Source organism: Hydrocarboniphaga effusa AP103 (genome assembly GCF_000271305.1).
Taxonomy (GTDB): Bacteria; Pseudomonadota; Gammaproteobacteria; order Nevskiales; family Nevskiaceae; genus Hydrocarboniphaga; species Hydrocarboniphaga effusa.
In genome coordinates this window covers 26,044-38,965 of the sequence record NZ_AKGD01000003.1, presented here as the reverse complement: position 1 = coordinate 38,965, position 12,922 = coordinate 26,044, and the positions used below count along the sequence as shown (strand labels likewise).

The 12,922-nt window shown below is 65.6% G+C and carries 10 protein-coding genes and 1 tRNA gene; 2 read left to right on the top strand and 9 right to left on the bottom strand.

Annotated features, from left to right (window positions below):
* Positions 1 to 10 precede the first annotated feature (10 nt).
* The 3 genes from WQQ_RS16710 to prfB all read right to left on the bottom strand — a co-directional run bounded on the left by WQQ_RS16710 (position 11) and on the right by prfB (position 4,166).
* Complete coding sequence (locus WQQ_RS16710) at positions 11 to 1,204, bottom strand: Bcr/CflA family multidrug efflux MFS transporter (protein ID WP_007186417.1); 1,194 nt, start codon at positions 1,202 to 1,204, stop codon at positions 11 to 13.
* A 153-nt stretch (positions 1,205 to 1,357) separates the two neighbouring features.
* Entirely contained in the window at positions 1,358 to 2,872 is a 1,515-nt protein-coding gene (lysS, locus tag WQQ_RS16705) for a lysine--tRNA ligase (protein WP_007186416.1), read from the bottom strand.
* A 198-nt stretch (positions 2,873 to 3,070) separates the two neighbouring features.
* Positions 3,071 to 4,166, bottom strand: a protein-coding gene (gene prfB / locus WQQ_RS16700; RefSeq protein WP_192812989.1) for a peptide chain release factor 2 whose coding sequence is annotated in 2 segments (ribosomal slippage) — positions 3,071 to 4,093 and positions 4,095 to 4,166 — 1,095 coding nt in all. Because the reading frame shifts where the segments join, the coding sequence is not laid out codon by codon here.
* Positions 4,167 to 4,440: 274 nt separating this feature from the next.
* Between prfB and WQQ_RS16695 the strand changes: the two genes are divergently transcribed.
* On the top strand, positions 4,441 to 5,805 hold the full coding sequence (locus WQQ_RS16695; protein ID WP_007186414.1) for an OmpA family protein: 1,365 nt from the start codon (positions 4,441 to 4,443) through the stop codon (positions 5,803 to 5,805).
* Positions 5,806 to 5,938: 133 nt separating this feature from the next.
* Positions 5,939 to 6,015: transfer RNA gene (locus WQQ_RS16690), tRNA-Pro, on the top strand.
* A 141-nt stretch (positions 6,016 to 6,156) separates the two neighbouring features.
* Here WQQ_RS16690 and WQQ_RS16685 read toward each other — a convergent pair.
* The 6 genes from WQQ_RS16685 to WQQ_RS16660 form a co-directional block, all read right to left on the bottom strand.
* Entirely contained in the window at positions 6,157 to 6,606 is a 450-nt protein-coding gene (locus WQQ_RS16685) for an MgtC/SapB family protein (RefSeq protein WP_007186413.1), read from the bottom strand.
* A 186-nt stretch (positions 6,607 to 6,792) separates the two neighbouring features.
* Complete coding sequence (locus tag WQQ_RS16680; RefSeq protein WP_007186412.1) at positions 6,793 to 7,026, bottom strand: formate dehydrogenase subunit delta; 234 nt, start codon at positions 7,024 to 7,026, stop codon at positions 6,793 to 6,795.
* On the bottom strand, positions 7,023 to 7,883 hold the full coding sequence (gene fdhD, locus WQQ_RS16675; protein WP_007186411.1) for a formate dehydrogenase accessory sulfurtransferase FdhD: 861 nt from the start codon (positions 7,881 to 7,883) through the stop codon (positions 7,023 to 7,025). Before fdhD ends, WQQ_RS16680 begins: the two co-directional genes overlap by 4 nt.
* Positions 7,873 to 10,797, bottom strand: a complete 2,925-nt coding sequence (gene fdhF, locus WQQ_RS16670; RefSeq protein ID WP_007186410.1) for a formate dehydrogenase subunit alpha — start codon at positions 10,795 to 10,797, stop codon at positions 7,873 to 7,875. Before fdhF ends, fdhD begins: the two co-directional genes overlap by 11 nt.
* 8 nt (positions 10,798 to 10,805) lie before the next feature.
* Positions 10,806 to 12,380 (bottom strand): formate dehydrogenase beta subunit, encoded by a 1,575-nt coding sequence (locus WQQ_RS16665; protein ID WP_007186409.1) that lies wholly within the window; start codon positions 12,378 to 12,380, stop codon positions 10,806 to 10,808.
* Entirely contained in the window at positions 12,377 to 12,907 is a 531-nt protein-coding gene (locus tag WQQ_RS16660) for a formate dehydrogenase subunit gamma (RefSeq protein WP_007186408.1), read from the bottom strand. Before WQQ_RS16660 ends, WQQ_RS16665 begins: the two co-directional genes overlap by 4 nt.
* Between the last annotated feature and the right edge of the window lie 15 nt (positions 12,908 to 12,922).

Genomic DNA, 12,922 nt, shown 5'->3' with positions numbered 1-12,922 from the left:
AGCTTGAAGATCAAACCGCCTGTTGGGGCGGCTTGACCAGAACGCGCAAGGCCACTTGCGCGAGCAGAGACCAGCAGAAGATCGCGATCGCCATGCCTGAAGCACCGGGCGTATGCAGCTGGCCGACAACCAGGCTCGAAAAGCCCGCGAGCACGAACTGCTGAGTCCCGAGCATCGCCGCAGCGGTTCCGGCGCGACCGCCGAAAGGTTCCATCGCCGCGGCCTGCGCGTTCGGGAACGTGAAACCGATGCAGCTCGACACCACGATCAGCGGAATCACCACGCCCCAGATTCCACCCAAGCCGGTGAAAGCCGAAACCGCCATCACCGCAGCTCCGAACAGATGCACCCGCAGGGCGCCGCGCATCACCTTCTCGGCGCGCAGCCGCCTCAACAGCAGCGCGTTGAGCTGCGTACAGAGGATGAGCCCGCAGGCATTGGCTCCGAACAGCATGCCGTACCGATCGGGTGCCAGCCCGTAATAGTCGATGAACACGAACGGCGATGCGGTGATGTACGAAAACATGCCGGCCTGGCCGCAGGCCCCCGCGAGCGAATAGCCCATGAAGCGCCGATGCTTGAGGATGCGCACGTAATCCTGCGCGATGCCCGCCACGCTGAGCGGTGGAGCACGCTCGCGTTGCGGCTCGGCGATCCGAAACGCGGTGATCAGCAGGCACGCCACGCCGAACACGGCGAGCAGCAGAAAGATGCTGTTCCATCCGAACCAGAGCTGCAGCTTGCCGCCAAGCATCGGTGCGAGCACCGGCGCGACGCCCATCACCAGCATCAGCGAAGACAGCACGCGCGCCATCTCGTTGCCCGCGTAGTGATCGCGCACGAGCGCACGGCTCACGACGATACCCGCGCAGCCGCCGAGCGCCTGCAGGCCGCGAAACGCGATGAGCTGATCGATGTTGCCCGCGAGCGCGCAGCCGAACGAGGCGATCGAAAACAGTACCAGCCCGAACAGCAGCGGCTTCTTGCGTCCGAAGCGATCGGTGATCGGGCCGTACACGAGCTGGCCGATCGCCAGGCCGGCGAAATAAGCCGACACCGACATCTGCACCGAAGCCGCATCGGCCGCGAGCGCCCGCCCGATCGCAGGCAGGCTCGGCAGATACATGTCGATCGACAGCGGGCCGAGCGCGATGATCGCGCCCAGCGACAGAATGAAACGGCGATGCGCCGCCTGGTCTTTCATGATTCCATCGGTGCCGGAGCTTTGCGCGTGAGCGCTCAAGCTCCGGCTGCTTGTTGCGAGCCGAACCGGGTGCCTAGTTCGGCTCGATCAATGTTCGGGCCTCATCTGCGGGAGTGAGCCGGGGATTTCAAGGCTCGCTCGTGCAAGGTCTGATCAATGCTCGGGCTTCATCTGCGGGAAAAGCAGCACGTCGCGAATGCTCGGCGAGTCGGTCAAAAACATCACCAGCCGATCGATGCCGATGCCCACGCCCGCGGTCGGCGGCAGGCCGTATTCGAGCGCGCGGATGTAGTCGCCGTCGTAATGCATGGCCTCGTCGTCACCGGCGTCCTTGGCCGCGACCTGCGCCTTGAAGCGCGCGTCCTGGTCTTCGGCGTCGTTGAGCTCGGAGAAGCCGTTCGCCACCTCGCGGCCACCCGCGAAGAACTCGAAGCGATCGGTGACCTCCGGGTTGTGATCGTTGCGGCGCGCCAGCGGCGAGACTTCGGTCGGGTACTCGGTGATGAAGGTCGGATCGAGCAGTTTGGCTTCGACGGTCTTCTCGAAGATCTCGGTCAGCAGCTTGCCGGGACCGTAAGCGGGCTTCACATCGCCGCCGACTTTCTTCGCGAAGCTCGCGAGGAAGGCCGGGTCTTCGAGCTGATCGGCTGTCACGTCCGCATTGAAGCGCAGCACCGCCTCCTTCATCGTCCAGCGGTTGAACGGCGCATCGAGATCGTAATCGCGATCCGCATAGCGCAGCTTGCCGCTGCCGTTGACGACGATCGCGGTGTCGCGGATCAGGTTTTCGACCAGATCCATTGCGTCCTTGTAGTCCGCATAGGCCTGGTAGAACTCGAGCATCGTGAACTCGGGGTTGTGCCGCGTGGACAGCCCTTCGTTGCGGAAATTGCGGTTGATCTCGTAGACGCGCTCGAAGCCGCCGACCACCAGGCGCTTCAAGTACAACTCCGGTGCGATGCGCAGGAACAGATCGCGATCGAGCGCGTTGTGATGCGTCACGAACGGCCGCGCGGTAGCGCCGCCCGCGATCGGCTGCAGCATCGGCGTTTCCACTTCCATGAAGCCCAGCGCATCGAAGAACTGGCGGATGAAACGCAGCGTCGTCGTGCGCTTGGCGAAAACCGTGCGCACTTCGGGGTTCACGATCAGATCGACATAGCGCTGGCGATAGCGCGTCTCGGTATCGGTGAGGCCCGACCACTTCTCGGGCAGCGGACGCAGGCCCTTGGTCAGCAGCTCGAGCTGGCTTACGCGCAGCGACAGCTCGCCGGCCTTGGTGCGCATGACGGTGCCGGTGGCGCCGACGATGTCGCCGATGTCCCAGCTCTTGAAGGCTTCGTAGGCTTCGGCGCCGATGGCGTTCATCTGCACGAACAGCTGCACGCGGCCCGAGCTGTCCTGGATCTCGACGAAGGACACCTTGCCCTGCCCGCGCTTGGCCATGATGCGGCCCGCGAGCTTGTATTCCTGCGTTTCGCCTTCGAGCGAAGCGGCGTCGCGCTCGCTGTAGAAGCCGTGCAGCTGCTCGGCGAGCGTGTCGCGGCGGAAGGTGTTCGGGAAGGCATTGCCGGCGGCGCGCAGCCTGGCGAGCTTGTCGCGTCGGCCGGCGATGATGTGGTTTTCTTCAGCGGCCGGAGCCGGCTGCGGTGCGTGTTCTTCGCTCATCTGTCTGTCTCGTAACGCTGTTGCCTTCTCCCTCCGGGAGAAGGTGGCGCGTAGCGCCGGATGAGGGCCTTGCCGCGAAAACGACGTTCGCCGTCACGGCCAAGACCCCCCCCCCCCCCCCCTTTGCCGCGAAAACGACGTTCGCCGTCACGGCCAGGCCCTCACCCCGCCCTCTCCCGGAGGGAGAGGGGTTTTACATCACAAACCCTGCTTCAAGCTGGCTTCGATGTACGGATCGAGGTGCCCGTCGAGCACCTTCTGCGTATCGGCGATTTCGACACCGGTGCGCAGATCCTTGATGCGCGACTGGTCGAGCACGTAGCTGCGGATCTGGCTGCCCCACTCGATGTCGGCCTTGCTGTCTTCGACGACCTTGGCGGCGGCCGTGCGCTTGGACAGCTCCTGCTCGTAGAGCTTGGCGCGCAGCATCTTCATCGCCTTGTCGCGATTCGCATGCTGGCTGCGCTGCGTCTGGCAGGCCACCACGATGCCGCTCGGCACGTGCTTGATGCGGATCGCCGACTCGGTCTTGTTGACGTGCTGGCCGCCCGCGCCGGAACTCCGGAAGGTGTCCACTTCCAGGTCCGCCGGGTTGATGTCGATCTCGATGTTGTCGTCGATTTCGGGCGACACGAACACGCCCGAGAAGCTCGTGTGGCGGCGGTTGCCCGAGTCGAACGGCGACTTGCGCACGAGGCGATGCACGCCGGTTTCGGTGCGCAGCCAGCCGTAGGCATACGGGCCTTCGACGCTGATGCTCGCGCTCTTGATGCCGGCGACTTCACCGTCGGAGCGCTCGAGCAGTTCCACCTTGAAGCCCTTGCCTTCGGCCCAGCGCATGTACATGCGCAGCAGCATTTCGGCCCAGTCCTGCGCCTCGGTGCCACCGGCGCCGGCCTGGATGTCGAGGAAGGCGTTGCTGGTGTCCTGCTCGCCCGAGAACATGCGCTTGAACTCCATGTCCTCGGCGATGGCGATGAACGCGAGCACGTCGCGCTCGACACCGGCGATCAGGCTGGTGTCGTTCTCCATCTCGGCGAGTTCGAGCAGCTCCTCGGCATCCTTCAGGCCGGCCGTGACCTTGTCGATCGGCTCGATGACCGCTTCGAGCTTGGCGCGCTCGCGGCCGAGGTTCTGGGCGTATTCGGGCTTGTTCCAGACATCGGCGGACTCGAGCTCGGCATTGACTTCGACGAGCCGGTCCTTCTTCACATCGTAGTCAAAGATAGCCCCGGAGCGCGTCGAAACGCGCTCGCAGGGCCGTAATCTCACTTTTGATCTGGTTGAGTTCCATGATCACTCGGGGCTCGCTGGGGAGCGTGTGCGGAAGGGGATTCAGGGGTACTTCAGAGGGCGCGCAGTATACCGGCGCGCGTTCGCTAAACGCACGATCGGGACATGACGGATCGCCGGGGCCGCGGTTGAGGGGCCTGGGCCTGCGTGCTACAAGCCCGGCGGACGTGAACAAAACGTCATATCAGGGTGGGCGACCGTAGACGCGGCGGTCGTTCAGAAAGCATCACCAACGTCGACACGAACTAAAACCCTCCGAGGGGAGTTAACAACACATGATCCGTTCCGTACTGCTGGGCGGCCTGGCCGCCTTGTCCGTCGCCACACCGGCGCTTGCCCAGGATGCCGTGCCGGCCACCGAATCCGTTCCGGCGGAAACGCTCGCAGCCGAGGTCCCGCCGGCCGACGCCGCCGTCGTGGCCCCCGTCGAAACCGCTCCGGTCGAAGCCACCGCGACCGAAGCCGCGCCGATGGAGGCTGCGCCCGAAGCGCCCGCGGCCGAAACCGTCGCGAGCGACGAGGCATCGGCCAATCCGCCTGTCGAGGAAAGCCGCAGCGGCCGCAACGGAGCCAACGACACGATCGGCGACCGCTGGTACGTCGCCCCGATGTTCACCTACGTCTGGGGCGACAAGGATCGACCGACCGACGACGGCTACGGCGCCACGCTGGCCCTCGGCAAGAAGCTCGGCTCGGCCCTGGCGATCGAATTGAACGGCTACTACAACCGCTTCTCGAACAATGTGCAGGGCAACGGCTCGGCCGCCCTTTACGGCGGCGGCCTGTCGCTGCTGGTCTCCCCGTTCAGCGGCCTGCGCGATCTCTACGCGATCGGCAGCGTGCAGTACGGCCGCACCGACGACCTGCCCGGTTCGCTCAAGAATTACGACAGCGTGGTCTACGGCGCGGGCCTGGGCTACCTGTACAAGCTCACCGACGCCGGCACCGCCCTGCGCACGGAAGTGCTGTACCGCTGGGACACTCATGACGACGGCGACGCCGGCTACAAGGACTTCGGCGACATCGTCGGCAACATCGGCCTGATGATTCCGTTCGGCGGCGTGCCGCAGCCCGAAGTCACCGCCTCCAACACCGAACCGGCGGCGGTGGTTCCGGTCGCGGCCGAAGGCGACGAGGACGGCGACGGCGTGGTCGACCGTCTCGACCGCTGCCCGGGCACCGCACCGGGCACCACGGTCGACGAGAACGGCTGCCCGCTGCCGGCCCCGGTCGCCCCGCCGCCGAGCTGCAAGACCCCGGCGCCGGGCGAGGCGATCACGCTCGAAGGCTGCGCGGCCGGCGACACCATCGTGCTGCAGGGCGTGACCTTCGAGTTCAACCAGGCCCGTTTGACGGCCAACGCCAAGACCATCCTCGACGGCGTCGCCGACGCGCTGACCGCCCGCGCCGAGATTCGCGTCGAAGTGGGCGGCCACACCGATTCGCGCGGCAGCGACAGCTACAACCAGAAGCTCTCCGAGAACCGTGCGCAGTCGGTCATGCAGTACCTGATCGGCAAGGGCATCGACGCCGGTCGCATGAGCGCCAAGGGCTACGGCGAAAGCCACCCGGTCGCCGACAACGAGACCGACGACGGCCGCGAGCTCAACCGCCGCGTGGAGCTCAAGATCGTCGAGTAATCGTCGCCCGCTGACGCAGAAACGATGAAGGCCCCGCCGAGCGGGGCCTTCTTTTTGATTGACCGCTCACACCAGCGACGAGGATAATCGCGCCCCGGCTCGTTCCGGGCCTTGCAAGTCTTCAGCGGTATATCGGGGTATAGCGCAGTCTGGTAGCGCGCCTGCTTTGGGTGCAGGATGTCGGCGGTTCGAATCCGTCTACCCCGACCATTTCCATCTTCGATGCCCGGGTTCAAGAGAAACCCGTCTCCCGATTCGAGAACCGACGGATCGGGCTGACCAACAGCATCAACAGCAAAGCCAATCCAGGCGCCCGCATCGGGACATCGCCAGTCACCGATTGCATTCGATTCAGGATCGATCGTCGTCGCTCTTGTGCAAGAGCTTCTCGAGGGGACCGCCCAGAATCACGATCAGCAGCGCAATGGCCACCGCCGAGCCGACCAGCCAGTAAGACCCCAGCGCGCTCGCGATGCCGAGCGCCGCGGTCAGCCAGACGATCGCAGCCGTCGTGAGGCCGCGAACATCATGGAGCCCGGTCCGGAAGATCACACCGCCGCCGAGAAAGCCGATGCCGGCCAGCAGGCCCTGGATTGCGCGGCCGACGGTTTCGGGCGCCTCGCCATGCTGCTCACCCCATCGCAGGCTTGCGAGCGTGAGCGTGCAACAGGCCAGCGAAACGATGCTCAGCGTACGCAGACCGATGGGTTTGTTCTTGAGTTCGCGATTGAGACCGAGCACGCCCCCGGCGAGCGTGGCGAAGGCCAGCCTCGCGAACATGTCGAGATCGAGTGCGTCCATCGAGAACCCTCTGCGCGCAGGCGGTGCGCGAACGCTAGATCGCGCCGGCTTCCGCAGCGCTGAACAGCGCAGCTCCAGACTGGTCGAGGGGTCGCTCAGCGCGCGTCATCGCGACGCCGGCAAGCCTCCGCCAACCGCCTCGCGCACGAGACGGCCTGTTTGGCGGCGGGCTCATCGACGAGCGCTTTACGCCGCCGTCGTCGAATGCGCCAAGCGCTCGGCGGCAGCGGCCGCCAATGGCGACAAGTCGTTCGGATGGCGTTGCCAATGCGCGACGAGCTTGCGTCTCATGCGCGGGTCCCAGAACTTCTGGATGTGTCCGACCACGCCTTCGATCGCGGCGGACTGATCCGGATCGGCCGCGAAGAAACGCGCGATGTCGTCCGCCATCTTGACGAGCTGCCCTGCTTCGCCGCTCATGATCCTTCTCCGTTCGTGGCCACCGCGACCGCCGGAACGCTGACGCGCGCCGGCCGCGTGTAAACCGTAAAGCGATCGTCTCTCGCAAAGCCGACGAGGGTGATGCCGGCCTCGTCGGCGACTTCGACCGCCAATGAGGTCGGAGCCGAGATCGCGACCACGAGTGGGATACCTGCGCTGGCGGACTTGAGCACCATCTCGAAGCTTGCGCGGCTGGTCAGCACGACGAAGCCGTGCGCCGCCGGCACGCCTTCGCGTGCGAGCCGGCCGATGAGTTTGTCGAGCGCGTTGTGACGGCCGACATCTTCGCAAAGCCAGCGCAGGTCGCCTTCGGGCGTCGCCCACGCAGCCGCGTGTACGGCACCGGTCATCGCGTTGAGCGATTGCATCTCGGAAAGCTGTTGCAAAGCCCGCCGCAAAGCCACCGCATCGACGACGAAACCGGCCGAGGCATGCCGGGGCGCGCGCAAGACATCGCCGATGTGCCGCGTACCGCAGACACCGCAGCCGCTGCGCCCTTCGAGCGAACGCGGACGGGCGAGCAGGCGTTCGAGGCGCCGCGGCGCAATGCGCATCGCCAGCTGCAGGCCCTGCTCGAGCGGCACCACGCGAACCTCGAGGAGTTCGTCCGCATTTTCGATGATGCCTTCGCTCAACGAAAACCCGAGCGCGAATGCTTCGAGATCGAGCGGCGTGAGCATCATCACCGCGTGCGGCTGCTCGTTGTACACGAGCGCCACCGCCACCTCCTCGGCGATGCATTCCTCACGCTCGATGAGCTCGCGTCCGACCAGACGCCGAACGCTACGACGCACCAGCCCGGGCTGCACGCTTGCGATCGAAGGCTCAGCTTGCATCGGCCGCGTCTCTGGCCTTGAGCAACTCGTCCTGCCGCTGCGAAAACTCGCGATAGCGCTTCTGCCATTCGGACGGCTGGCTCACGCGCGTGACTTCCACGGCCGTGACCTTGTATTCCGGACAATTCGTCGCCCAATCCGAGTTGTCGGTGGTGATCACGTTGGCGCCCGATTCGGGGAAATGGAAGGTCGTGTATACCACGCCGGGCTGTACGCGATCGGTGATGCGCGAGCGCAGCACGGTTTCACCCGCACGGCTTGCGACGCCGACCCAATCGCCATCGACGATGCCGCGCGCTTCCGCATCGGCCGCATGAATCTCGAGCCTGTCCTCCGCATGCCAGTGGACGTTGTCGGTGCGACGGGTCTGCGCGCCGACGTTGTACTGCGAGAGGATGCGCCCGGTCGTCAGGATCAGCGGAAAGCGCGCGTTGACCTTCTCCTGCGTCGGCACGTACTCGGTGACCATGAAACGGCCCTTGCCGCGCACGAAGGCATCGACATGCATGGTCGGGGTGCCGAGCGGATGCTCGTCGTTGCAGGGCCACTGGATGCTGCCGAGTTCATCGATACGTCGGTAGCTCACGTTCTGGAACGTCGGCGTGAGCCGCGCGATCTCGTCCATGATCTCGCCCGGATGCGCGTAGTTCATCGGGTAGCCCATCGCGTTCGCGAGCAGCTGCGTGATCTCCCAGTCCGCATAGCCGGACTTGGGCTTCATCACCTTGCGAACGCGCGAAATGCGGCGCTCGGCGTTCGTGAAGGTGCCGTCCTTTTCCATGAAGGAACTGCCCGGCAGGAACACGTGCGCGAACTTGGCCGATTCGTTGAGGAACAGGTCCTGCACGACGATGCATTCCATCGCCGTGAGTGCCGCGGTGACGTGCTGCGTGTTCGGATCGGACTGCGCGATATCCTCGCCTTCGATGTACAGGCCCATGAACTCGCCGTCGAGCGCGGCTTCGAACATGTTCGGAATGCGCAGGCCCGGCTCGTCGAGCAGGTTGACGCCCCAGGCCTGTTGCAGCAGGTCGCGCGTGCTCTGGTCGGAGACATGGCGATAGCCCGGAAACTCGTGCGGGAACGAGCCCATGTCGCAGGAACCCTGCACGTTGTTCTGCCCGCGCAAGGGATTCACACCCACGCCTTCGCGGCCGACGTTGCCGGTGGCCATCGCAAGGTTCGCGATGCCCATGACCATCGTCGAGCCCTGGCTGTGCTCGGTGACGCCGAGGCCGTAGTAGATCGCCGCGTTGCCACCGGTCGCGTACAGGCGCGCGGCCGCGCGCATCGTCGCGGCGGGAACACCGGTGATCGACTCGGTGCTCTCCGGGGAATGACGCGCATCGGCGACGAAGTTGCGCCATTTGTCGAACGACTCCATGTCGCAACGTTCGCGCACGAAGTCTTCCTGCACCAGGCCTTCGGTGACGATGACATGCGCGAGCGCATTGATGAGCGCGACATTGGTTCCGGGCCTGAGCTTCAGGTGATGCTCGGCTTTCACGTGCGGCGTGCGCACGAGATCGATGCGGCGCGGATCGGCGACGATGAGCCTGGCGCCTTCGCGCAGGCGACGCTTCATTTGCGAGCCGAACACCGGATGGCCGTCGGTGGGATTCGCGCCGATCACCATGATGACGTCGGCTTGCATCACCGAATCGAAATTCTGGGTGCCGGCCGATTCGCCGAGGGTCTGCTTGAGTCCGTAGCCGGTCGGCGAATGGCAGACGCGCGCGCAGGTGTCGACGTTGTTGTTGCCGAAGCCGGCGCGCACGAGCTTCTGCACCAGATAGGTTTCCTCGTTGGTGCAGCGCGACGAGGTGATGCCGCCGATCGCATCGCGACCGTATTTGGCCTGGATGCGCTTGAACTCGCTGGCCGCATAGGCGATCGCCTCGTCCCAGCTCACTTCGCGCCAGGGGTCCGTGATCCTGGCGCGGATCATCGGCTTGGTGATGCGGTCGCTGTGCGTTGCGTAGCCGATCGCGAAACGGCCCTTGACGCAGGAGTGCCCGTGGTTCGCATGGCCGTCCTTGTTCGGCACCATGCGCACCACCTCCTCGCCCTTCATCTCGGCGCGGAAACTGCAGCCGACGCCGCAGTACGCGCAGGTCGTCACCACCGAATGCTCGGCCTGCCCCATTGCGATCAGCGATTTCTCGGACAGCGTCGCGGTCGGGCAAGCCTGCACGCAGGCGCCGCACGATACGCATTCGGATTCGAGGAAATTCTCGGCCGCGCTCGGCGACACCTTGGAATCGAATCCGCGTCCCTGGATCGTCAGCGCGAGCGTGCCCTGCTGCTCGTCGCAGGCGCGCACGCAGCGTGAGCAGACGATGCACTTGGACGGATCGAACGTGAAGTACGGATTGCTTTCGTCCTTGGCGACGAAGCGCTCGTTGACCTCGCCATTGCGCCTGGCGTGGACGTGATTGTCGCCTTCATAGCCGTAGCGCACTTCACGCAGGCCGACGGCGCCGGCCATGTCCTGCAGCTCGCAATGTCCGTTGGCCGGACAGGTGAGACAGTCGAGCGGATGATCGGAGATGTAGAGCTCCATCACGCCGCGGCGCAACTCGGCGAGCTTGGCGTTCTGCGTCGTCACCTTCATGCCCGGCGCGACCGGCGTCGTGCATGAGGCCGGATAGCCGCGCATGCCGTCGATCTGCACGAGGCACAGGCGGCAGGAGCCGAAGGCCTCGAGCTGATCGGTGGCGCAGAGCTTCGGAATGCTGATGCCGGCGAGCGCGGCGGCGCGCATCACCGAAGTGCCTTCGGCAACCGTGCATTCCTGGCCGTCGATGTTCAGCGTGACGGTCTTGTGCGCGGGTTCTGCGATGGAAGTCTTGAGACCTACATTCTTCCAACGCGGAGCCGGCGTTCCCAAATCCTTTTCGGCGATCGATTGCATGTCTGCTCCTAGCCGGCGACGCGCACGGGCGCGACTTTCGGCTGAAAATCTTCGGGGAAATGATCCAGCGCGGAAAGCACCGGATACGGCGTGAGTCCGCCCAGCGCGCACAGCGAGCCGTAGGTCATGGTTTCGCAAAGATCGCGCAGCAGCTGCTCCTGCTTCGGCGCATCGAGCCCGGCGACGAGCCGGTCGATCACCTCGCTGCCGCGCGTCGAGCCGATGCGGCAGGGCGTGCATTTTCCGCAGGATTCGGCGGCACAGAACTCCATCGCGTAGCGCGCCTGCGCGGCCATGTCGACGCTGTCGTCGAACACGACGATGCCGCCGTGGCCGAGCATGCCCTTGATCGCGGCGAAAGCTTCGTAGTCGAGCGGCGTGTCGAACGTCGATTCGGGCAGGTAAGCACCGAGCGGACCGCCGACCTGCACCGCGCGAATCGGCCGGCCACTCAGCGTTCCACCGCCGTAGTCGTAGAGCAGCTCGCGCAAGGTCGCACCGAATGCCAGTTCGACGAGGCCGCCGTGCTTGATGTTGCCCGTGAGCTGGATCGGCAAGCTGCCGCGCGAGCGGCCCATGCCGAAGTTCTTGTACCAGTCCGCGCCGCGCTCGAAGATGACCGGCACCGAGGCGAAGGTGATGACGTTGTTGATGACGGTCGGCTTGCCGAACAGGCCCTTGAGCGCGGGCAACGGCGGCTTGAAGCGGACCTGCCCGCGCTTGCCTTCGAGCGATTCGAGCAACGCGGTTTCTTCGCCGCAGATGTAGGCGCCCGCGCCGAGCCGCACTTCGAGATCAAAGTGCTTGCCGCTGCCGCCGACGTTGTCGCCGAGAAAACCGTGTTCGTAGGCTTTCAGAATCGCCGCGTCGAGCGCGCGCCGCGCATGCGGATACTCGCAGCGCAGATAGATATAGCCCTGCGTCGCGCCGACCGCGATGCCGGCGATGGTCATGCCCTCGACGAGCGTGAATGGATCGCCTTCCATGAGCATGCGGTCCGAGAACGTGCCCGAATCGCCCTCGTCCGCGTTGCAGACGATGTACTTCTGGTCATCTGGCCGATCGGCCTGCGCATCGAGCACGGTCTTCCACTTGATGCCGGTCGGAAACGCCGCGCCGCCGCGACCACGCAGGCCCGATTCGCTGACCGCCGCGACGATCTCGGCGGGCTCGAGCGCGAGCGCCTTGCGCAGGCCCTCGTAGCCGCCATTGGCCCGGTACGCCTCGATATCGGTCGGCGCGTTCAAGCCCACGCGCGCGAAGCACAGCCGCTGCTGGTTTCTGAAGTAGGCGATCTCTTCGGTCACGCCGAGACTCAGCGCATGCGCTCCGCCCTGCAGGAAATCCGCATCGAACAGCGAGCCGACGTCTTCGCTCAGCACCGGGCCGTAGGCAATGCGTCCGTGCGGCGTCTGCACTTCGACGAGCGGCTCGAGCCAGAGCATGCCGCGCGTTCCGTTGCGCACGAGTTCGATCGCAATGCCGCGCCTGGACGCTTCGAGCGCGATCGCGTCCGCAGTCTCGTCCGCCCCGACCGACAGCGCCGACGCATCGCAAGGCACGTAAATCCGAACGATGCTCATGCGCTGGCCTCCGCATCAACGCGAGCCCGCGCCATCAGCTGATCGAAACGCTGCGGCGTCACCCGGCCTTGCAGCTGGCCGTCGATCATCAATGCAGGGCCGAGCGCGCAATTGCCGAGGCAGTAAACCGGTTCGAGCGTGATCGCGCCGTCTGGCGTCGTCTCGTGGTAGTCGACGCCGAGGCTGCGCTTGGCATGCGCTTCGAGCGCGACGGCTCCGACCGACTGGCAGGCTTCCGCGCGGCACAGATGCACGACATGGCGGCCGGGCGGCTGCTGGCGGAAGTAGTGATAGAAGCTCACCACGCCATGCACCTCGGCGCGCGACAGATTCAGTTCGAACGCGATCAGCGGCACCGCATCCTTCGGCACATGGCCGAGCGCGTCCTGCACCGCGTGCAGCACCGGCAGCAAGGCGCCGGGCGTTTCACGATGGCGATCGACGGCCGCACGCACGGCGGCGCGCTGCGCGGGCAGCAGCTTCGAGCCGGGCTCGGGCTGGATCGGAATGATGCTTCGCGCTTTCATGAGCGGGTCCTTTGC